The organism is Bradyrhizobium sp. RDI18 (genome assembly GCF_043203335.1).
GTDB lineage: Bacteria > Pseudomonadota > Alphaproteobacteria > Rhizobiales > Xanthobacteraceae > Bradyrhizobium > Bradyrhizobium retamae.
In genome coordinates this window covers 4013735-4034228 of sequence record NZ_JBICRN010000008.1, presented here as the reverse complement: position 1 = coordinate 4034228, position 20494 = coordinate 4013735, and the positions used below count along the sequence as shown (strand labels likewise).

At 65.3% G+C, this 20494-nt stretch carries 13 protein-coding genes and 8 pseudogenes; 14 read left to right on the top strand and 7 right to left on the bottom strand.

Going from position 1 to position 20494, the window contains the following annotated elements; all coding sequences use genetic code 11:
- Positions 1-50: 50 nt before the first annotated feature.
- A pseudogene (locus tag ACFXS9_RS28540) lies at positions 51-576 on the bottom strand (DUF6101 family protein).
- A gap of 274 nt (positions 577-850) precedes the next feature.
- Between ACFXS9_RS28540 and ACFXS9_RS28535 the strand changes: the two are divergent.
- The 6 genes and pseudogenes from ACFXS9_RS28535 (at position 851) to lpxK (ending at position 6384) form a co-directional block, all read left to right on the top strand.
- On the top strand, positions 851-2251 hold the full coding sequence (locus ACFXS9_RS28535) for a TldD/PmbA family protein (RefSeq protein WP_392694550.1): 1401 nt from the start codon (positions 851-853) through the stop codon (positions 2249-2251).
- Positions 2238-3048, top strand: a pseudogene (locus tag ACFXS9_RS28530) (inositol monophosphatase family protein). Before ACFXS9_RS28535 ends, ACFXS9_RS28530 begins: the two are co-directional and overlap by 14 nt.
- A gap of 93 nt (positions 3049-3141) precedes the next feature.
- Entirely contained in the window at positions 3142-3390 is a 249-nt protein-coding gene (locus tag ACFXS9_RS28525) for a DUF4170 domain-containing protein (protein WP_392694547.1), read from the top strand.
- Positions 3387-4100, top strand: coding sequence for a lysophospholipid acyltransferase family protein (locus ACFXS9_RS28520; RefSeq protein WP_065743587.1), 714 nt, complete (start codon positions 3387-3389; stop codon positions 4098-4100). The genes ACFXS9_RS28525 and ACFXS9_RS28520 overlap by 4 nt, the downstream gene beginning before the upstream one ends.
- A gap of 10 nt (positions 4101-4110) precedes the next feature.
- Positions 4111-5396 (top strand): annotated as a pseudogene (locus ACFXS9_RS28515) (3-deoxy-D-manno-octulosonic acid transferase).
- The gene (gene lpxK / locus ACFXS9_RS28510) at positions 5389-6384 is read left to right on the top strand and encodes a tetraacyldisaccharide 4'-kinase (RefSeq protein WP_392694543.1); all 996 of its coding nucleotides are present in this window, start codon (positions 5389-5391) and stop codon (positions 6382-6384) included. Before ACFXS9_RS28515 ends, lpxK begins: the two are co-directional and overlap by 8 nt.
- On the opposite strand, the gene ACFXS9_RS28505 is transcribed toward lpxK, so the two are convergent.
- Positions 6381-6608, bottom strand: a complete 228-nt coding sequence (locus ACFXS9_RS28505) for a DUF2093 domain-containing protein (protein WP_057842324.1) — start codon at positions 6606-6608, stop codon at positions 6381-6383. The two genes, lpxK and ACFXS9_RS28505, sit on opposite strands and share 4 nt — an antisense overlap.
- A 184-nt stretch (positions 6609-6792) precedes the next feature.
- Here ACFXS9_RS28505 and ACFXS9_RS28500 point away from each other — a divergent pair, with 184 nt between their 5' ends.
- Positions 6793-7626, top strand: coding sequence for a dienelactone hydrolase family protein (locus ACFXS9_RS28500; RefSeq protein WP_392694540.1), 834 nt, complete (start codon positions 6793-6795; stop codon positions 7624-7626).
- On the opposite strand, the pseudogene xseA reads toward ACFXS9_RS28500, so the two are convergent.
- A pseudogene (xseA, locus tag ACFXS9_RS28495) lies at positions 7623-9241 on the bottom strand (exodeoxyribonuclease VII large subunit). The gene ACFXS9_RS28500 and the pseudogene xseA sit on opposite strands and share 4 nt — an antisense overlap.
- Before the next feature lie 169 nt (positions 9242-9410).
- Here xseA and purD point away from each other — a divergent pair.
- Complete coding sequence (gene purD, locus ACFXS9_RS28490; protein WP_392694537.1) at positions 9411-10688, top strand: phosphoribosylamine--glycine ligase; 1278 nt, start codon at positions 9411-9413, stop codon at positions 10686-10688.
- A gap of 131 nt (positions 10689-10819) precedes the next feature.
- Here purD and ACFXS9_RS28485 read toward each other — a convergent pair whose 3' ends face one another.
- Positions 10820-12052, bottom strand: a complete 1233-nt coding sequence (locus tag ACFXS9_RS28485; protein WP_392694535.1) for an acyl-CoA dehydrogenase family protein — start codon at positions 12050-12052, stop codon at positions 10820-10822.
- 123 nt (positions 12053-12175) lie between these two features.
- On the opposite strand from ACFXS9_RS28485, the pseudogene ACFXS9_RS28480 reads away from it, so the two are divergent.
- A pseudogene (locus ACFXS9_RS28480) lies at positions 12176-13080 on the top strand (alpha/beta fold hydrolase).
- Between the two features lie 112 nt (positions 13081-13192).
- On the opposite strand, the gene ACFXS9_RS28475 reads toward ACFXS9_RS28480, so the two are convergent.
- Positions 13193-13651, bottom strand: a complete 459-nt coding sequence (locus ACFXS9_RS28475; RefSeq protein WP_247509412.1) for a nucleoside deaminase — start codon at positions 13649-13651, stop codon at positions 13193-13195.
- A gap of 153 nt (positions 13652-13804) precedes the next feature.
- Between ACFXS9_RS28475 and ACFXS9_RS28470 the strand changes: the two are divergent.
- Both ACFXS9_RS28470 and rsmD read left to right on the top strand, forming a co-directional pair.
- A pseudogene (locus ACFXS9_RS28470) lies at positions 13805-15897 on the top strand (pseudouridine synthase).
- Between the two features lie 7 nt (positions 15898-15904).
- A pseudogene (rsmD, locus tag ACFXS9_RS28465) lies at positions 15905-16460 on the top strand (16S rRNA (guanine(966)-N(2))-methyltransferase RsmD).
- Between the two features lie 150 nt (positions 16461-16610).
- Here rsmD and mutL read toward each other — a convergent pair.
- Positions 16611-18417 (bottom strand): annotated as a pseudogene (gene mutL / locus ACFXS9_RS28460) (DNA mismatch repair endonuclease MutL).
- A gap of 304 nt (positions 18418-18721) precedes the next feature.
- On the opposite strand from mutL, the gene ACFXS9_RS28455 reads away from it, so the two are divergent.
- The 3 genes from ACFXS9_RS28455 to ACFXS9_RS28445 all read left to right on the top strand — a co-directional run bounded on the left by ACFXS9_RS28455 (position 18722) and on the right by ACFXS9_RS28445 (position 19924).
- Positions 18722-19012 carry a hypothetical protein gene (locus ACFXS9_RS28455; RefSeq protein WP_392694532.1) on the top strand — a complete coding sequence of 97 codons (291 nt, stop codon included), beginning with the start codon at positions 18722-18724 and terminating at the stop codon, positions 19010-19012.
- A gap of 175 nt (positions 19013-19187) precedes the next feature.
- Positions 19188-19394: a DUF2892 domain-containing protein gene (locus ACFXS9_RS28450; RefSeq protein ID WP_392694530.1), complete on the top strand. Its 207-nt coding sequence runs from the start codon at positions 19188-19190 to the stop codon at positions 19392-19394.
- A complete protein-coding gene (locus ACFXS9_RS28445; RefSeq protein ID WP_392694527.1) occupies positions 19391-19924 on the top strand; it encodes an RNA polymerase sigma factor in 534 nt (177 codons plus the stop codon). Before ACFXS9_RS28450 ends, ACFXS9_RS28445 begins: the two co-directional genes overlap by 4 nt.
- 18 nt (positions 19925-19942) lie before the next feature.
- On the opposite strand, the gene arfB is transcribed toward ACFXS9_RS28445, so the two are convergent.
- Positions 19943-20359: an alternative ribosome rescue aminoacyl-tRNA hydrolase ArfB gene (arfB, locus tag ACFXS9_RS28440; RefSeq protein WP_392700060.1), complete on the bottom strand. Its 417-nt coding sequence runs from the start codon at positions 20357-20359 to the stop codon at positions 19943-19945.
- Positions 20360-20494 lie beyond the last annotated feature (135 nt).

The following is a 20494-nucleotide window of genomic DNA, read 5'->3' as shown; positions in this document are numbered from 1 at the left end:
ACGACAGCGATGAGGAGCGCCTCACTCATCCTGCAGGAGCGATGACGAGGTTAATCCCGCGCGATGATCTCGCGCTCGTCGTGATGAACGGTCTCGGTGTTGCCGAGATTGCCGAGCCGGCGGCGCACCAGGAATTTCGGGCGGCGGGCGCGGATGGCGTTGTGGCGGCGGCGGCGGGCGGCCGGGTCGCGGCTGCTCTCTTCCGCCAACAGCGGCAGCGCGAAGATGTCGCTCCACATCTGCCAGGCGGAGGCGATCTCCTCGTCGTCGGAGCTCACACAAAGGAATGTTCAGGGACGGGTCGCGATGCGCCAGCACCAGCATCTGTGCGTCGTCGTCGAGACCACGCAGCGCAACGCCGAGAAAATCGCTGACGCGGACGTTGATCGCCATCCGCATGCCCTTGACGGCACGGTGCAGCACGACGCGCTCGCGGTGAAGTTCGATCCTGCGCACGCCGCCGTCCGCACGGGTGTCGTGCGCATGGAAGCTGAGCGGCAGAGAAAGAGGGTCGAGCCGCAGTGAACGGCTCGACCCGGCGGGATTGATCCCGCTTGTTGCTGTTTGACGCCTCACGGCTCTCATCTCCCCGCCGGGATTATGTTCCCGGTCGATACGCGAGACCTTAGCCGAGCGATTTCCGTTTCGCCTTAAAAAGCCTGGTTAACCCAACGTCACCCGCCAGCATGATTGACAAGACCTTGGCTCACATGATTGACGAGACCTTGCGCAGATGCCGAAAATGTTTGGTATTTGGCGTCGCAAAATGCTTGAAATCCCTGTGAATCAGGCACATCTCAGGGGCCTTGCCGGCCGGCGTCCGACCCCTTCAATGTCAGGGATTTTGTTTGTGAACTCTTCACCATCCACGGCTTCGCCGCTTTCGAAGGCTCCCGCAACTTCCGACCTGTTCGATCAATCGGCGCTCTCGGTGCTGGCGCAGCGGCTGGTCGAGGCCGCCAAGCGTGCCGGCGCGGATGCCGCCGACGCGGTCGCGGTGCGCGGGGTTTCGCAAGGCGTCGAGGTGCGCGATGGCCGGGTCGAAGAATCCGAGCGTTCCGAAGGCGACGACGTCGGATTGCGCGTGCTGGTCGGCCAACGCCAGGCGGTGGTCTCGACCAACGATATTTCCGGCGATGGCGTCGCCAGGCTCGCCGAGCGGGCGGTCGCAATGGCCCGTGTCGCGCCCGACGACAAATATGTCGGTCTCGCCGATCCCTCGCTGCTCGCGCGCGAGTTCGCCGAGCTCGATCTGCTCGACCGCAATATTCCGACCACGAGCGAACTGGAGCGGCGTGCCTGCGAAGCGGAAGCCGCAGCTCTGGCAGTCAAGGGCGTGACCAAGTCGAGCGGCGCGTCTGCCTCGAGCGGCATCGGCGGCATGGTGCTGGTGACCTCGACGGGCTTCCACGGCTCATATTTGCGCTCCAGCCACGGCATCTCGGTGACCGCGATCTCCGGCGAAGGCACCAGCATGGAGCGCGATTACGACTTCACCTCGGCCCCGCATGCGTCCGACCTCGATTCTCCCGAGAGCGTCGGCCGCAGGGCAGGCGAGCGTACCGTGGCGCGTTCCAATCCGCGCAAGGTCGAGACCTGCAAGGTGCCGGTCGTCTACGATCCCAGGGCCTCGGGGTCGCTGGTCGGTCATCTCGTCGGCGCCATCAACGGCGCTTCGATTGCGCGCAAGACCAGCTTCCTCAAGGACAAGCTCGGCGAGCAGTTGTTTTCGAAGAACATCCGCATCATCGACGACCCCTTACGCGTGCGCGGATTGCGCTCGCAGACTTTTGACGCCGAGGGCGTCAGAGTGAAGAAGCTCGCGCTCATCGATGAGGGCGTGCTGACCACCTGGCTGCTGGACTGCGCCACCGCGCGCGAGCTCGGGATGGTCACGACCGGACATGCCCATCGCGGCGTCTCCTCGTCGCCGTCGCCGGGGTCGTACAATCTGCATCTCGAACCCGGCGCGATGACGCCGAAGGAACTGATCTCCGACATCAAGCAGGGCTTTTACGTCACCGACCTGATCGGCTCCGGCGTCAACGGCGTGACCGGCGATTACAGCCGCGGCGCCTCCGGCTTCTGGATCGAGAACGGCGAGCTCACTTACCCCGTCAGCGAGGTGACGATCGCCGGCCACCTGTTGGCGATGTTCAAGTCGCTCGTTCCGGCCAACGACCTGGAATTCCGCTACGGCGTCAACGCGCCGACGCTGCGCATCGAGGGCCTGACGCTTGGCGGACGCTGATACCGCCGACCGGATCTGGGCGCGTGATGCCGCGCTGCTGAAGGACACCGTGCGCGAGGCTGGCGCGCTGGCTCTGTCGCTGTTTCGCACCGAATTGAAGAACTGGACCAAAGGCGCTTCCTCGCCGGTTTCCGAGGCCGATATCGCCGTCAACGACCTCGTCGAACGGCGGCTGCGCGCGGCGACGCCGGATTATGGCTGGCTGTCCGAGGAAAGCGTCGATGACGACACGCGGCTCGGCAAGGAACTGGTCTGGATCGTCGATCCGATCGACGGTACCCGTGCCTATCTCGCGCATCGTGAAGACTGGTGCGTGAGCGTGGCGCTGGTTTCGGGTTCAACGCCGGTACTGGCGGCGGTGTTCGCGCCCGCCAGCGACGAATTCTTCTTCGCAATGCGCGGCACGGGCACCATGCTGAACGAAAAGCGGGTCCGTGCATCCGCAGGAACGGAGCTCGATTTTTCCCGCATGGCCGGCCCAAAGCCGCTGGTGCAGCGGCTGAGTTCGTCACCGGACGACATCACGCTGCATCCGCGAGATCGGATCGCTGGCGCTGCGGCTGTGCCGGGTCGCCGATGGCAGTCTCGATGCCGCTTTTGCAGGCGGCCAGAGCCGCGATTGGGATCTTGCCGCGGCGAATTTGATCGTGCAGGAAGCGAATGGTAGAATGACCGCGCTCTCGGGGGATGCGATTGAGTATAATCGCCGGGAGGTGGTGCACGGGGTGCTTGTAGCGGCGGGACACGATCGGCATGCGCGCATTGTCGAGCATTTCCGGGATCGTCGGCTGCCCTGAATCGGTCGAATTCCGTGCCACAAATCATCCCGTTCATACCGCGATTCACATTGTCGATCTTGCTCGCCGGGCACCTCGTTAGGAAAGACCATCATGCCAGATAGTGCCCCGCAGCAATTGCTGCACCTCGTCATCGGCGGCGAGTTGACCGATCTCGAACACGTCACGTTCAAGGACCTCGACCAGGTCGACATCGTCGGCGTCTACCCCAATTACGCATCCGCTTACGCGGCCTGGAAGGCGAAGGCGCAGCAGACCGTGGACAACGCCCACATGCGCTACTTCGTGGTTCACCTCCACCGGCTGCTCGACCCAGGTCAAGAAACGAAGTCCTCCAGTTGAAACGCCTCCTTCGCGATTTGCTGCGCAGCACCTGGGTTCAGCGCGCGCTGGGTGTGCTTGCGGCCGAATATTTGCGGCTGGTTTGGCTGACCAACCGCTTCAGCTACGACCCCGCCAACATCTACGACATCGTCGAGCCGGAGATGCCGGCGATCTTCGCGTTCTGGCACGGCCAGCATTTCATGACGCCGTTCATCAAGACCAAGGAGAGCCACCGCGCCAAGGTCCTGATCTCGCGACACCGCGACGGCGAGTTCAACGCCATCGCCGCCGAGCGGCTCGGCATCGGAACCATCAGGGGCTCCGGCGATCACAGTGGCGCCTTCCACCGCAAGGGCGGCGTCGGCGCGTTCCGCGAGATGCTGCAGGCGCTGGAAGACAAATGGAACGTCGCTACCACCGCCGACGTGCCGAAGCGCGCGCGGGTGGTCGGGCTTGGCATTATCATGCTGGCGCGGGAGTCTGGCCGGCCGATCATGCCCTTTGCGATGGTGACCAGCCGGTTCATCCGGTTGAAAAACTGGGACTCCACCACCATCAATTTGCCATTCGGGCGCGGTGCCGTGGTAGGCATTGAACATATATACGTGCCGCCGGACGCCGACTCCGAGACTATGGAAAAGCTGCGCCTTCAGGTAGAAGCTTTGCTGAACGAAGCGACTCGACGCGCCTACGCGGCTGTCGGGCGTCCGGAGGCAGCTCTTGGCTGATCCACTGCCGATGACGTTGCGCGTCTACCGGAAACTGTCCTCCGTGATGGTTCCGTTGTCGCCTGCCGTCATCAACCGGCGCTTGAAGCTCGGCAAGGAAGACCCGGCGCGGGTCGGCGAACGCCGCGGCATGAGCGCCGATGTTCGCCCCGCAGGGCCTCTGGTGTGGATTCACGGCGCCAGCGTCGGCGAAGTGCTGGCGGCGGCTGCGCTGATCGAGCGGCTGCGGGCCTTGGACCTGCGCATCCTCCTGACGTCGGGCACGGTGACTTCGGCTGCGATCGTCGCCAAGCGGTTCCCCCTGACGTCATCCATCAATATGTCCCCTACGACTCGCCGCGCTACGTCGCGCGATTCCTCGATCATTGGCGTCCGTCGCTGGCGCTGTTCATCGAGTCCGATCTGTGGCCGAACCTGATCCTGTCGAGTGCCGCGCGGCGGCTGCCGATGGTGCTGATCAATGGACGGATGTCGCAGCGCTCGTTTCCGCGCTGGCGCCGGGTTGCCGGCACCATTTCGGCGCTGCTCGACAAGTTCGACATCTGCCTGGCGCAGTCGCAGACCGATGCGGATCGGTTTGCCGCGCTGGGCAGCCGCAACGTCATGGTCACGGGAAATCTCAAGCTCGACGTTCCCGCGCCGCCGGCCGACGCCGACAAGCTGGATATGCTGATGTCGATGACGCGCGGCCGCCCGGTGGTGGTCGCGGCCTCCACGCATCCGGGCGAAGAAGAAATCGTGACGGCAACCCACCGGACGCTCGCCGGATTCTTCCCGGGGCTGCTGACGGTGATCGTGCCGCGGCACCCCGATCGCGGCGAGGCCATCGCGCGCATGATCGCAGCTTCCGGCCTCAATCCGACTTTGCGCTCGCATGAGGACTTACCTACCGCCACGACCGACATCTATGTCGCCGACACCATGGGCGAACTGGGACTGTTCTACAGGCTTGCGCCGATCGTGTTCATGGGCGGATCGCTGGTCGAGCATGGCGGGCAGAATCCGATCGAGGCGATCAAGCTCGGCGCCTCGATCGTCCACGGCCCTCACGTCTTCAACTTCACCGACGTCTATGAAGCCCTCGATTCAGCCGGCGGTGCGCGGCGGGCCGATACGCAGGAAGCGCTGGTCAAGCAGTTCGGGCAGATGCTCGCCGATCCCAGGGCGCGCGAAGCCGTGCTCACCGCATCCGAGCGCGTGGTCGGTCAGCTCGGCGGCGCGCTGGAGCGAACGCTCTCTGCGCTCGAGCCGTATCTGCTGCAGTTGCGGATCGAGATGGGAACCGGCAATGCGTGAGCCGGGCTTCTGGCACGGCCCGTCCTCGCTCAACTCGCATCTGTTGAAACCGCTCGCCGCGCTCTATGGCGCCATCGCCGCACAGCGCCTGCAGCGCAAGGGATTGAATGCCGGCATTCCAGTGCTCTGCGTCGGCAATTACAACGTCGGCGGCGCCGGCAAGACGCCGACCGTGCTGGCGCTGGCGAAGCTCATGCGCGGCCTCGGCGAGACGCCGGTCGTGCTGAGCCGCGGCTATGGTGGCGAATTGCGCGGGCCGGTCCGGGTCGATCCTGAGCGGCATGCGGCGGCCGATGTCGGCGACGAACCGCTGATGCTGGCAGGCCATCTGCCGGTCGTGGTGTCGCGCAAACGCGCCGAGGGCGTGCCGCTGGCGCGCTCGCAAGGCGCGACCGTGATCCTGATGGACGACGGTTTCCAGAATCCGTCGATTGTCAAGGACGCCTCCCTGATCGTGATCGACAGCGAACGCGGACTTGGCAACGGGCAGGTGTTTCCCGCCGGCCCGCTGCGCGCGCCGCTGCGGCCGCAACTGGCGCGCACCGACGCGCTGATCATTGTCGGCAACGGCAGCGCTGCCGAGCCGGTGGCCGCCGAGATTGCCGCACAGGGCAAGCCGGTACTGCGCGCGCATCTGAAGCCGGATGACGCGCCGGTCGCCGCGCTTCGGGGCAAGCGCGTGCTGGCATTTGCCGGCATCGGCGATCCCGTGCGATTCTTCAACACGCTGCGCTCAAGCGGCATCAATGTCGTCAGGCAGCAGGCCTTCGCCGATCATCATCCGTATTCGCAGACTGAGATCGAAGGCTTGGTTACCGAGGCCGAGCGCGACGGGCTGACATTGGTGACGACGGAAAAGGATCTGGCGCGGCTGCGCGATCGGCAGCACATCGTGCCGTTCGCGGTAACGCTGGAGTTCGACGATCCTGCGCGCCTGCGAAAATTCGTCGCCGACCGGCTATTCAAGGCGCGCGAGAAGCGATCTTAGCCCTGCGTCTTCAGCGCGCCGGGAAAGTGCCGCTGCAGCACGGCGCCCGGAACCGAATAGGCCTCCTGCAGATCGACGCTCCAGTACTTCAATTCGTCGAGCGGAATCCGCACGTCGGTGACGGCGCAGCGCACATAGGTTCCGGGCGAGATCACACGGAAATCGCCGTCCAGATATTGCACCTGCGCTTCGCCATGGCCCGAGGGGCCGAACTTATTGAGCACCGTCAAACTCTCCGATGGGCCGGCCCGCAGGCTGGCCTTAAGTGTATTTCCCGGATTCGATCTATCATAAATAGGTCGTACTGTCCGCCCCGCAAACTGACCTACTTGTGATGATTTTGCGTCCCCTGCATGATAGCGTGAATTTCATCGCGCCCGCAGCGTCATACCGATCCGACGGAGACCGATGCGCCTGTTGTCAGCAACGCTATTCCTGACGCTCCTTGCTGCGGCCTGCACGGCCGGCGCCGCGCCGTTGCCGGCCCCGCGCCAGGTCGATATCCCGGCGACCGGACTGACCCTGCACGCGCAGCTCTATAAGCCTGATGGTGACGGCCCATTTCCCACGGTTATAGCGCTGCATGGCTGCGGTGGATTGAGCGGGCAATCCGAGCCGGTGCTGCCGCGCTACCGTGACTGGGCGGAACAGCTCCTGAAGTCCGGCCATGCCGTGCTGTTGCCGGACAGTTACGGTTCGCGCGAGCTCGACCCGCAATGCCGCGTCAACGAGCGCCGCGTGCTTGCCCGCCGCGAGCGGGTGGCCGATGTCAACGCGTCGCGGCAATGGCTGTTGCAGCAGCCCTGGGTCGCGCGTGACCGCATCAGCCTGATTGGATGGGCCAACGGCGCCAGCGCGGTGCTGTGGGCGGTACGCCCGCAATCATCTTCGCGCGGGACTGACCCGGATTTCCGCTCGGCCATCGCGTTCTATCCGGACTGCCGGATCTCCTCCGGCCTCGGCTGGAGCACGCGGGTGCCGACGCTGCTGTTGATTGGCGCGAAGGACGACATCAGTTCGCCACAGGCTTGCCGCCAGATGGTGGAGGGTGCCCGCGGCCGCAGCGCGCTGGCGCGAATCGTGGTCTATCCCGGGGCGGCTCACGATTTCGACCGCGCCAACCTTCCGCTGAGGGCGATCGCGGGCGCCGACGCGGCATTGCCCGAACACGGCCATATCGGCACTGATGCGGATGCGCGCAAGGATGCGCAACAGCGCGTCACGGAGTGGCTGGCGCGCTAAAACAGGCTTCCCTGATCGACCGGCTTTGGCACGCGCTTCGGCGCGGCGGGCTTCGTCTCGCGCGGAGCCGGTTTGGCAGGACCGGTGGTGGTGGTTGTCGCGGCCGGGCGATCGGCATCCGCGGTGACGCCCACGCGGCCGTCGGCGAATTCGACTGAGAGACGTGCGCTCGGCCCGACCGCGGCGGCGGCATGGACGGCGTGGCCGTGCTCGTCGCGCACCAGCGCAAAGCCGCGTGCGAGCACGCCGCGATAGGACAGCGCCGACAATAACTGCCCGCTATGGGCGACCCGGGCGTCGAGCCGCTGCATCGTGGTCTCAAGCGCGCGGCGGGCGCGCTCGGCCAGCCGTTGCGTCCGTTCGCGGTCGCGTGCGATGGCGTTGCGTTGGGCCTGGGCGTTGGAGAGTTTTGATGCCTTGAGCCTGACCTCCAGCCCGGCAAAACGGTCGCGCCGGTTGCGCAGCAGGGCGCGGGCGGACAGCCTGATCCGCTCGCCCGACACCGTAAGACGATGGCTGGCCTGCGCGACCTGTCCGCGCAGCACCTTTAGCGTCAGGCCGGCGCTGAGATGCGAAAAGCGGCGGTGATGGGCGTGCGTATTGGCCTTCAATGCGCGGGGCAGGGCGGCGCCGAGGTGATCCAGCCGCTGCCTGGGGATCGCGAGCAGTTCGCTCAAGCTCGGCAGCGCGCGGGCGGCGGCGCGCAATTCGTTGCGGCGGCTCTCCTGGCCGCGCTGCCAGCACACCATGGTGCGGCGCGCCAGGCTTTCCACCTCGGCGAACAATTCGCTGCGCACGGGAACGGCCATTTCGGCCGCCGCCGTCGGCGTCGGCGCGCGCTTGTCGGCGGCGAAATCGATCAGCGTGATATCGGTCTCGTGGCCAACGGCCGAGATCAGCGGGATCGTGCTGTCGGCGGCAGCGCGAACCACGATCTCCTCGTTGAACGACCACAGATCCTCCAGCGAGCCGCCGCCGCGCGCGACGATGAGGAGATCGGGCCGCGGGATTCGTCCGGTCTCGGGTAGCGCGTTGAAGCCGCGGATGGCCGCCGCAACCTGCTCGGCCGAGCCGTCGCCCTGCACCTTCACCGGCCATACCAGCACGCGGCGGGGAAAACGGTCCTGCAGCCGATGCAGGATGTCTCGATAACCGCGCCCGTCGGCGAGGTGACGACCCCGATCACTTCCGGCAGCCACGGCAGCAATTGCTTGCGCGCCTCGTCGAACAGGCCCTCGGCGGCCAGCTTCCGCTTGCGCTCCTCCATCAGCGCCATCAGCGCGCCGATGCCGGCAGGCTCCAGCGAGTCGATGACGATCTGATATTTCGAGGAGTTTGGATAAGTCGTGAGCTTGCCGGTGGCGATGACCTCAAGCCCCTCCTGCGGCTTGAAGCGCATCCGGGCATGGGCGAACTTCCAGATCACCGCCTCGATCTTGGCGCTCTCGTCCTTCAGCGCGAAATAGCAATGACCCGAGGAATGCGGCCCGCGGAAACCGGAGATTTCGCCGCGGACGCGGACATGGCCAAAGCGGTCCTCGACCGTCCGCTTCAGCGCGGAGGAGAGTTCCGAGACGGTGAATTCGGGCGCGTTGATCAGGTTATCTGCTGGCATATCAGGGCGTAGAATCGGCCTTTTCCGGCGCTTCCGCAAGGTGCCGAGGCCATGTTGGGGGAGCCAGGGCACATATCCACACGGGAATGGACACGTTGTTGCGGCGGGCTCCTGCCGTGCTAAACCGTCGCGCAATGGCCGGCAACCCCTCCACTTGGCTGCACTCCGAATGAACATTCTCCTGCTCGGTTCCGGCGGCCGCGAACACGCTCTGGCGTGGAAGATCGCCGCTTCCCCGCTGCTGACCAAATTGTGGTGTGCGCCGGGCAATGCCGGCATCGCGCGCGAAGCTGAATGCGTCGCGCTCGACGTGGCGAATCATGGCGCGGTGATCGAGTTCTGCAAAACGAACGCCGTGGATCTCGTCGTGGTCGGCCCGGAGACGCCGCTTGCCGCCGGGATCGTCGACGATCTCGCGAAAGCCGGCATCAAGGCGTTCGGTCCAAGCAGGCAGGCGGCGCAACTCGAGGGCTCCAAGGGATTTACGAAGGACCTGTGCCGCGAATTCGATATTCCGACTGGCGCCTATCGTCGTTTTGACAATGCGGCCGACGCTCTCGCCTATGTGCGCACGCAGGGCGCGCCGATCGTGGTCAAGGCCGATGGGTTGGCCGCCGGCAAGGGCGTCGTGGTAGCGAAGACTTTGGCTGAGGCGGAAGCTGCCATCGCCATGATGTTCGACGGTGCGTTCGGTGCGGCGGGAACGGAAGTCGTGATCGAGGAATTCCTCGCCGGCCGCGAGATCAGCTTCTTCGCGCTGTGCGACGGCGAGACCGCGATCCCGCTCGCTTCGGCGCAGGACCACAAGCGGGTGTTCGATCACGACGAGGGGCCGAACACCGGCGGCATGGGCGCCTATTCGCCGACGCCGTTCGTGACGCCTGAAATTCACGACCAGATCATGGCGCGGATCATCCTGCCGACGGTTGCGGGGATGAAGAAGCGCGGCATGCCGTTTCGCGGCGTGCTCTACGCCGGCGTAATGCTGACCGAGCAGGGGCCAAAACTGTTCGAATACAACGTCCGCTTTGGCGACCCCGAGTGCCAGGTGCTGATGCTGCGAATGATGTCGGACATCGTGCCGGCGTTTCTGGCCGCCTGTGACGGAGAACTGAAGCATTTCGACCTGCGTTGGTATCCCGAGCCTGCTCTGACGGTGGTGATGGCGGCGAAGGGTTATCCCGGCGACTACAAGAAGGGCACGCGCATCGATGGACTCGATGACGCGGCCAAGATCGACGGCGTCGAAATCTTCCATGCCGGTACGGTGGCAAAGGACGGTGGCATTGTCGCCAATGGCGGCCGCGTGCTGAACGTCTGCGCGATAGGGAAGACCGTCACTGAGGCGAGAGAGCGTGCCTATCAGGCCGTCGATCGCATCCAATGGCCGGATGGTTTTTGCCGTCGTGACATCGCCTGGCAGGCGGTGGAGGCGGAGAGGGGCTGACCGCTTCCGTCATTGCGAGGAGCGAAGCGACGAAGCAATCCATCTATCCCTGCGCGGAGAAGTGGATTGCTTCGCGGAGCCTGTCATCCGGCGGCGCTTTGCGCCGACCGGGTGGCTCGCAATGACGATGGCTACAACAAATCCCCGCCCGCCGCGCTTGCCGTGGTGCCGTGCTCGCGGAACGCCTTGATGACGTTCTTGCCGATCTTCCACTTGTGTACTTCATCCGGACCATCGACCAGCCGCTGCGAGCGCACCTGGGTGTACCATTTCGCCAGCGGCGTATCCTGGCTGAAGCCAAGTGCGCCATGGAGCTGGATCGCGGTGTCGATCACCTTGTGCACCATGTGCGCATGGAAGATCTTTGCGATCGAGTTCTCCTGCTGGATGTCGAGGCCTTTTTCCGCCTTGTAGGCGATGTGCAGCAGCATCAGGCGGCCAATGTAGAGTTCGCTGGCGCAATCGGCGAGCATGAACTGCACCGCCTGCCGGTCGGCGAGCAATTTGCCGAAGGTCGAGCGCTTGGTGACATGGGCGACTGCCATGTCGAGCGCGCGTTGCGCCTTGGCGACGTTGTGCATGCCGTGCCGTAGCCGGCCGTAGGCGAGGCGGTGCTGGCCCATGGCGAAACCATTGCCTTCACCGCCGAGCAGGTTGTCGGCCGGCACCTTCAGATCCCTGATCTCGATCTCGGAGTGCCCGCCGTGGAGCACATCGTCATGCGGCCCCTCGATCGCCATGTTGGCGACGTTGCGCTTGATCTTGTAGCCGGGATTCGGCAACTCCACGATGAAGGTCGAATACTGCTTGTGCCGTGGCGCGTTCGGATCGGTCTTGGCCATCACCAGCGCCATGTCGGCCACGCTGGCGGAGGAGGAAAACCACTTCTCGCCGTTCAGGACGTAGTTCTCGTTGCCGTCCTTGACTGCCGTGGTTTGCATGCCGGTGGCGTCGGCGCCGGCGGCCTTTTCCGTCATCGAGAAGCAGATGCGCTTGTCGCCGTTGAGCAGGGGTTTAAGGAACTTCTCCTTCTGATATTCCGTGCCGTGGGCCAGGATCGTCATCATCGAGGCGTCGTCGGGACCCTGCGTGTTCATCGACAGTGCGCCCAGCATGCTCTCGCCGAGCTCCATCTGCACCAGCGCGTTGGCGAGCGGGCCGAGGCCCATGCCGCCATATTCCTTCGGCACCCACGGGCACCACAGGCCGCGCGCCCGGGCCTTGGCGCGGAGCGGGCCGAGCACCTCAGCGAGCGGCTTGGTGTCGAGTTCCTTCTCCGCGGGGATGCATTCCTCCTGCACCCATTTGCGGACCTTCTCGCGGATCGCCTTGGCCTCAGACGGGATTTCGAAATCGATCGACATCGCTGGTTTCCTCGCGTCTTGTTGCTCTTGGTCTGACTTGAGGGATGGCATAAACCTGCGGTCTGCCAGCGGCAACGGCAAACAAAGTTTGAAGCAAGTGCTGCAGCCCACGAAGGAGTGCCCATGCCCGATCTTGCCGATCTGTTTCCCGGATACGCGGCCGAATGGATCAACACCTCGTCGGGCCGCATTTTCGCCCGTGTCGGCGGCAAGGGACCGCCGCTATTGCTGCTGCACGGGTTTTCGTCGACACATGTGATGTGGCACCAAGTCGCGCCGCAACTGGCCGACAGGTTCACACTGATCATCGCCGACCTGCCCGGTTATGGCTGGTCGGACATGCCCCGCAGCGATGAGAACCATACGCCCTACACCAAGCGCGCGATGGCGCAGGCGATGGTGGAGGCGATGGAGCAACTCGGCCATGTGCATTTCGCGCTCGCCGGACACGACCGCGGCGGCCGCGTGTCATACCGGCTGGCGCTCGATCATCCCGGCCGGCTATCGAAGCTCGCGGTGCTCGATATCGCACCGACCTATGACTATTGGGAGAAGTTGAACCGGCTTTCGGCGCTGAGATCTATCACTGGGCGTTTCTGGCGCAGCCCTATCCGCTGCCGGAAACGCTGATCGCCGACAACGGAGAATTTTTCCTCAAGTACAAGATGGCGAGCCAGACCAAATCGAAGACGCTCGACGCGATCGATCCGCGCGCGCTGGAACATTATCTCGCGCCATTCCGCGATCCCGCCCGCGTGCATGCGATGTGCGAGGACTACCGCGCCGGTGCCTATGCCGACTATGAAATCGACAAGGCCGATGTCGACGCCGGAAAGAAGATCACGATTCCAATGCTGGCGCTGTGGGGCGATGCCGGCGTCGCGCCCGCTGCAACGACGCCGCTCGATGCGTGGAAGAAATGGGCGACGAACGTGGAGGGGGCGCCGGTGGATTCCGGGCATTTTTTGACGGAAGAGAATCCGGACGTGACGGCGAAATTGTTGCGGGAGTTTTTTACGGCGGCGTGAGTTGACGCGAACCTCTCCACGTCATTGCGAGGAGCGGAGCGACGAAGCAATCCATCTATCCGTTATGCCGCGCGATGGATTGCTTCGCTTCGCTCGCAATGACGGCGGTGGCCTACCGTCTCACCTTGAAGAACTCCTTGAGCAGCGCTGCCGCCTCGGTCTCACCGACCGCCGAGTAAACCTCCGGCACGTGATGGCAGGTCGGCTGCGCGAAGAAGCGCACGCCGGAATCCACCGCGCCGCCCTTGGGATCGGCGGCGCCGTAATAGAGCCGCCGGATCCGCGCAAACGAAATCGCGCCGGCGCACATCGTGCAGGGCTCCAGCGTGACGTAGAGGTCGCAATCGACCAGCCGCTCGGTGCCGATGGCCTCGGCCGCCTGCCGGATCGCCAATATTTCGGCGTGCGCGGTCGGATCACGGTCGGTCAGCGTGCGGTTGCCGGCGGTGGCGATCACCTCGTAATCCCGCACAATCACGCAGCCGATCGGAACTTCGCCGGCCTTTCCGGCGTTTTCGGCCGTTTTCAGCGCCAAATCCATGAAAGAAGGGGCAGTCATGCCTCGTATCATTGGAATAAACCTGCTATGAGGGCCGCCTTCAGCAAACGTGGATGCCGGTTTTGCGTGAGAATGCGCCTTGAGCGAAGTGCGCGCGCGTTATCGCTATGACAGCCCATCGTGATCCGCCTGATGGCCATTTTATTCGGACCCAAGAGAACATTCATGCCCCGCGATAATGACAAAAACAACGATTCCCGCGGCCGGCGGGACCGTCCCGGGGGCGGCCAGGGCCGCGCCGGCGGAGGCAAGGGCCGCTCGGGAGCGGCACGGGGGCCTGAGAAGAAGTTTGCCAAGCGCGGCTTTGGCGCCAGAGATGGCGACGAGCGCGGCGGTGAGCGGCGTCCCTATGCCGCGAAATCCGAGGGGGCAAAATCGTTCGGCAAGAAGCCTTACGCCGGCAAGCGGGAAGGTGCTTCCTTCCGCCGCGACGATGATCGGCCGCCGCGCCGGGATTTTGGCGATCGGCCGCAGCGCTTCAGCCGGGACGACCGCCCCCGTGGCGACCGTCCAGACCGTGGCCCGCGGAAGGACTTTCGCGCGCGCGAGGATCGCGATGGCGACAAGCGATCGTTCAAGCCGCGTGGCGAGCGGCCGAGCTATGATCGCGATGATCGCCCGCCGCGCAGGGATCGCGAGGGCGCCCCTAGGGATCGCAAGCGCGATCCTGGGGATCGTGACGAGGCGCGTCCGGCCGGGCGTTCCTCCGACAGGAAATTTGGCGACAAGCGGCCTTACACGCCACGCGGAGAAGGTTTCCGCAAAGACGGCGACCGTCCGCGTGGTGATCGGCCCTATGCTGATCGTCCGCCGCGCGATGGCGAGAAGCGATTTTCGCGCGGTCCACGCAAGGATTTTGGCGATCGTCCCGAGCGGGGTGACGAGAAGCCCTGGCAGAAGCGCGATGATCGGGGAGGGCGTGGTGCCCGCCCCTCACGCGAAGGCGGGCGCAGCTTCGACAAGCCGCGCTTTGACCGGTCGCGCGATGATCGCGGCGGCGACGAGCGTCCGCGGTTTTCGCGTTCGCGCGATGATCGCCCGAAGTTCGACCGTCCCCGCCAGCACCGGGATCGCAAGGGCGACCCGGGGAGGGCCGCACCGATTGGCAGGAGCATCCGCGCAGCGAATCGCGCGACGACCGTCCGCGTCGCGACAATGAAGACGACAGCAGGATCTTCGCAAAGCGTCCTGCCTTCGGGGGCCGTGGCGCGTATCGCGAGCGCCCGACCGATTTCGATAAGCGCGCGCCGCGCGCGGAGCCGAAGCCGAAGAAGGCCGGAGAGCGCATCGCCAAGGTGGTCGCCCGCGCAGGCCTGGCCTCGCGCCGCGATGCCGAGGAATGGATCACGCAGGGCCGCGTCACCGTCAACGGCCGCGTCATCAATTCGCCGGCGCTCGACGTCACCGCCAATGACGTGATCGCCGTCGATGGCAAGGTGTTGCCTCCGCGCGAGCGCACGCGACTGTTCATGTATCACAAGCCGCGCGGGCTGATGACCACGCATGCCGATCCCGAAGGGCGGCCGACCGTGTTCGACAACCTGCCGGAAGGCCTGCCGCGGCTCATCTCGGTCGGCCGGCTCGATTTCAACACCGAGGGGCTGCTGCTGCTGACCAATGACGGTGGCCTGGCACGCGCGCTCGAACTGCCCGACACCGGCTGGCTCAGGCGTTATCGCGTGCGCGCCCACGGCGAGGTCACGCAGGCGCAGCTCGATGAACTGAAGCAGGGCGTCGAGGTCGACGGCGTCAAGTACGGCTCGATCGATGCAACGCTGGAGCGCGACCAGGGCGCCAACGTCTGGCTGGTGTTCGCGATCCGCGAAGGCAAGAACCGCGAGGTCCGCAACGTCATGGCGCATCTCGGCCTCGAGGTGAACCGCCTGATCCGCGTCTCCTACGGACCGTTCCAGCTCGGCGAACTGGCCGAGGGCCAGGTCGAGGAGGTCAAGACCCGTGTGCTGCGCGAGCAGCTCGGTGAGAAGATCGCTGCACTCGCGGGCGCGGATTTCAACCGGCCGATGCCGGGCGAGAAATCCGATAGTGAGGACGACGCAGCGCGCGGCAAGAAGCCGTTCAAGCCGGCGGGCAAGAGCGCGCTGATCGCCGACCGCAAGGGCCGCCGCGTGCTGGTGCAGCGCACCGGCAGCGAGGAAGCCCGCGCGCGCAACGAGGACGAGGCCAACGGCTACGGCCCGCCGCGCCGCCCGCGACGCGGCTATCACGGCAAGCGCGATCTGAAGCCGCGGGACGAGTAGTTGGGCTATGCGTGTCGTCGGCGGACGATTGAAGGGCCGTAATATCGCCTCGCCCTCCTCGCGGGACATTCGCCCGACGGCGGATCGCTTGCGCGAGTCCGTGTTCAACATCCTGATCCACGCTTACGACGACCCGATCGAAGGCGCGCGCGTGCTTGACCTGTTCGCCGGCACCGGTGCGCTCGGCATCGAAGCGGTGTCGCGCGGAGCCAGCTTCACGCTGTTCGTCGACAACGGCGCCGAAGCGCGCGCTGCTGTTGCGCAACAATGTCGAGGCGCTGGGGCTGGGCGGCGTGACAAAAGTCTATCGCCGCGACGCCACCAATCTCGGCCCGGCGCATCCGGTCGAGCCGTTCTCGCTGGTGTTCCTCGATCCGCCCTATGGCAAGGGGCTTGCGGAGAAGGCACTGGCCTCGCTGCGCGATGGCGGTTGGCTGACGGCGGGGGCGCTGCTGGTCGTGGAGGAATCGAAGGATGCGGCGTTCGCAGCGCCCGAGGGCTTCGAGGAGATCGAACGGCGGGCGTATGACGATACGGAGTTCGTGTTTTTGCGGAGCAGATGACGCGCTGCTTCCGTAACCACAACTGTCGTCGCCCGGCTTGACCGGGCGATCCAGTACGTCGCGGCTTCTCGGCTCTATTGTTGGTATCCCTGGAATACTGGATCGCCCGCCTTCGCGGGCGACGACATTGAATGTGCGGAAGCGCTACTCCTACCGCCGCCCAAACAGCTTCTCGATATCGCTCAACTTCAACTCCACGTAGGTCGGGCGGCCGTGGTTGCACTGGCCGGAGTTCGGCGTGTCTTCCATCTCGCGCAGAAGCGCGTTCATCTCTTCCGGCTTGAGGCGTCTCCCGGCGCGGACCGAACCGTGGCAGGCCATGGTGGCCGCGACATGCATCAGGCGGCGCTCCAGGGGCAGCGCCTCGTCCCATTCGGCCATGTGCTCGGCGAGATCACGCAACAGCGCCGCGGCGTTGGTCTTGCCGAGCAGTGACGGCGTCTCGCGCACCGCCACCGCGCCGGGGCCGAAGGATCTCGATCGCAAGGCCGAAGGAGGCGAGTTCCTCGGCGCGCGCCAGCAGCTTCTCGACGGTCGCCTCATCGAGTTCGACGATCTCGGGGATCAGAAGAATCTGCCGCTGCACGCCGTTCTTCGCCAGCGACGCCTTCAGCTTTTCGTAGACAATGCGCTCATGGGCGGCGTGCTGATCCACGACAATCAGGCCGTCGCGGGTTTGCGAGACGATATAGGTCTCGTGGATTTGCGTCCGCGCCGCGCCGAGCGGACGGTCGAGCAGGTCGGCGGAGGGCTGCGCCTCGAAGCGCACGTCGGCGGTTGGCGCGCCGACATCGAATGCGGCTTGCCCGGCTTCGGCGAGCGCCGTTGCCGCCGCGCCTTCGAACGAAGGCCTGACCGGATAGGCCGGCGAACTCCGCCAGTCCCAGTTGGTCGGGCGCGGCGCAAAGGACGGACGAAACGCCGACAGCGCCGCACCGTCGGTATTGGCAGCGGTGCGCCTGCCCTCGCGAGCAAGGCCCTCCTTCAGCGCATGCACGATCAGCGCGCGCACGAGCCCGGCGTTGCGAAACCGCACCTCGGTCTTGGCCGGATGCACGTTGGCGTCGACCTCCTGCGGCGCCAGCGTGACGAACAGCGCGACGACCGGATGCCGGTCACGCGGCAGATAGTCGGAATAGGCCGCGCGCACCGCGCCGAGGATGAGCTTGTCGCGGACCGGGCGGCCGTTGACGAACAGATATTGCCCGAGCGCATTGGCGCGGGTCAGCGAGGGGGCGGCGGCAAAGCCTTCGGCCACGACGCCTTCGCGCTCGGAGTGCACTTCGATCGCGCAAGAGCGGAAATCGTGACCCAAGATGTCGCCGAGCCGCGTCAACCGGCCCGCCGCGCCCGGCAGCGCTGCGGCCCAGGTCACCGGCGCGCGTTCCTCGCCGGCCAATGTGAAAGCGATATCCGGCCGCGCCATCGCGAGGCGCCGCACCACTTCGCGGATCGCCTCGGCTTCGGTGCGGTCGGTCTTGAGGAATTTCAGCCGGGCGGGCGTTGCGTAAAAGAGATCGCTGACCTCGACGCGGGTGCCTTGCGACAGCGCGGCCGGCATGATCTGCGATTTCAGGCCGCCTTCGACCGACAGCGACCAGGCATGAGGCTCGCTGGCGTGGCGCGTGGTGATACCGAGCTTCGCCACGGCGCCGATCGAGGGCAGGGCCTCGCCCCGAAAGCCCAGCGTGCGAATGCGTAACAGATCCTCGTCGTCGAGCTTGGAGGTGGCGTGGCGGTCGACGGCGAGCGTGAGATCGCTATGGGTCATTCCGCTGCCGTCGTCGGTGATGCCGATCCGCCGCCTGCCGCCGCCATCGGTGAAAATGTCGACGCGGCTGGCGCCGGCGTCGATGGCGTTTTCGACCAGCTCCTTCACCACGCTCGCGGGACGTTCGACCACTTCGCCGGCGGCGATGCGGTTGACGACCTGTTCGGGGAGTTGGCGGACGGGCATGAGGTCTCGGATCGATTCGAGGCTGGATGTCGATTTTACGCGGCTACCGAGTCAAATGCATGTGTTCAAAATATTTTTACGGAACTTTCCGGATGCTGCGGAGGCGCCGAATATGCGGTCTGCATGTGGCCAAGGATCTGCAAAATGACCTCGAAATCCCTGCACGATCACCACATCGCGCGGCTTGCATGGTGAGCGCACCGTTCGCGGATAACGACTGATCCGGCGATGAACATGTTCGGGTTGTGAACGGTGCTTGAAGAAGCCGAACTGTTTGTCGTTCGACAAAACCTTGGAGAAATGGATGAAGCTAGTGAAAACCTCGGCGATCGCGGTTGCAATCTCGGCTCTGCTTGCCGGTCCGGTGCTGGCGCAAGGCGCCTCATCCGACACCCAGATCCGCGGCGGAGCAAAGGGCACGACCCAGATGCAGGGCGGCGCGGCGGGCAGCATGGACGAAGACGCGCCGGCGGGCGCTGCGGGCCAGAGGGCAGGCGCCAAGCCGGGTGCGAAAGGCACCGTCGGAGCGGGCGGTAGCGCAGCGCCGCCCAAGGGCACGGGCGGAGCGGCGACCCCTCCAGCAAGCAGCCGCTAAATGCCTGGAGGAAACCCGCCTCCTCCGACGGGTTGCTCTCCAACGGAACTCCGCCGTGCGGCGGCCGGAGTTTTTTTGTGCCTCGACCGGCGAACCGCGAACCGAAAGCTCGGCCCGGCGGCTCTATCTGACGAGAACGCGCTGACGTTCTTTCGCGCAATCAAAGGGAGCTGTTATGTTCTATCGCAAGAATTTGCCGGGTTGGGAGCGGGCGATGCGGACGATCGGGGGCGCTGTGATGATCGCTTATGGGCTGCTCGGCATGCCCGGCACGACGGCCGGCTACCTGATCGCGGCCACCGGCGCGGTCGCAATCGCGACCGGATTTTTCGGCTTTTGTCCGATGTGCGCCATGGTCGGCCGCAGGCTTCCCTCATCATGAGCGTGTTGGTCCGAGCGGGGCGCTTCAATCCTTCGCTGATCGAGGCCGCCCGCGGCGGCGACACCGAGGCGTTGGTGTCGCTGATCGCGCTAGCTCAGCCGGATATCCGCCGCTATGCCGCACGCAATTGCCGCGCGGCCGATATCGACGATGCGGTTCAGGAAACGCTGTTGCTGTTGTATCGGCGGGTCGGCACGTTGCGCGCGGTGACGTCGTTTTCGGCGTGGCTGTTTGCAGTGGCGCGCCGCGCTTGCCTTCGCTTGCTGCGCCGGGCAGCGGGGGGCACGGAGGCAGCGGCCGACGCTGCGGAGGCGCGCCTGGCGCATCTTGCGCCGGAAGACATTCGCATCGATCTTTCCCGCGCCATCCAGTCGCTGCCCGACCACTATCGCGAGGTGATCCTGCTGCGCGATATCGAGGAATTGTCGATCGACGAGATCGCTGGTGTTCTTGGGCTGACACGCGAAAGCGTCAAGGCGCGCATCCACCGCGCGCGATTGATGATCCGGGAATATCTGATCCGCGATTGAGACGTCGTGATCGGCGGTTCAATCGTCAAAGCGCGCCGTGCGCTTCGCCTTGACGTCGCTGCGCCGTTTCTTGCCTTCCAGCCGCCGCTGCTTCGATCCGAAGGTCGGCTTGGTCGGCCGGCGCGGCGTCGGGCGGATCAGGGCCTCGCGCATCAATTCGAGCAGGCGATCGATGGCGTCGGCCCGGTTGCGCTCCTGGGTACGGAAGCGCTGGGCGTGGATCACGATCACGCCCTCCTTGGTCATGCGTTGGCCGGCGAGCCGCACCAGCCGTGCGGCCGCATCCTCCGGCAGCGCGATCTTGCGTGTGTCGAAACGGAGCTGCGCTGCGGTCGCGAGCTTGTTGACGTTCTGCCCACCCGGGCCGGAGGCGCGGACGAAGCCGATCTCGATGTCGTTTTCGTCAATCGTGAGATCGCGGGAAACCCGCAGCATGGCGGCACCAAAGGTCGTCATGCCCGGGCAATAGCGCGAAGCGCGTCTTCGCGCCAGATGTCCCGGGCATCCACGACTTATCAGCGTATAGAAAACGTGGATGGCCGGGACAAGCCCGGCCATGACTGAGAAAGG

Bases quoted from the DNA above. Each gene is read 5' to 3' on its own strand.
- ACFXS9_RS28525 (WP_392694547.1), top strand. From the start codon at position 3,142: ATGCCAGATAGTGCCCCGCAGCAATTGCTGCACCTCGTCATCGGCGGC.
- lpxK (WP_392694543.1), top strand. From the start codon at position 5,389: ATGCGTGAGCCGGGCTTCTGGCACGGCCCGTCCTCGCTCAACTCGCAT.
- ACFXS9_RS28500 (WP_392694540.1), top strand. From the start codon at position 6,793: ATGCGCCTGTTGTCAGCAACGCTATTCCTGACGCTCCTTGCTGCGGCC.
- purD (WP_392694537.1), top strand. From the start codon at position 9,411: ATGAACATTCTCCTGCTCGGTTCCGGCGGCCGCGAACACGCTCTGGCG.
- ACFXS9_RS28485 (WP_392694535.1), bottom strand. From the start codon at position 12,052: ATGTCGATCGATTTCGAAATCCCGTCTGAGGCCAAGGCGATCCGCGAG.
- ACFXS9_RS28475 (WP_247509412.1), bottom strand. From the start codon at position 13,651: ATGATACGAGGCATGACTGCCCCTTCTTTCATGGATTTGGCGCTGAAA.
- ACFXS9_RS28455 (WP_392694532.1), top strand. From the start codon at position 18,722: ATGAAGCTAGTGAAAACCTCGGCGATCGCGGTTGCAATCTCGGCTCTG.
- ACFXS9_RS28450 (WP_392694530.1), top strand. From the start codon at position 19,188: ATGTTCTATCGCAAGAATTTGCCGGGTTGGGAGCGGGCGATGCGGACG.
- ACFXS9_RS28445 (WP_392694527.1), top strand. From the start codon at position 19,391: ATGAGCGTGTTGGTCCGAGCGGGGCGCTTCAATCCTTCGCTGATCGAG.
- arfB (WP_392700060.1), bottom strand. From the start codon at position 20,359: ATGCTGCGGGTTTCCCGCGATCTCACGATTGACGAAAACGACATCGAG.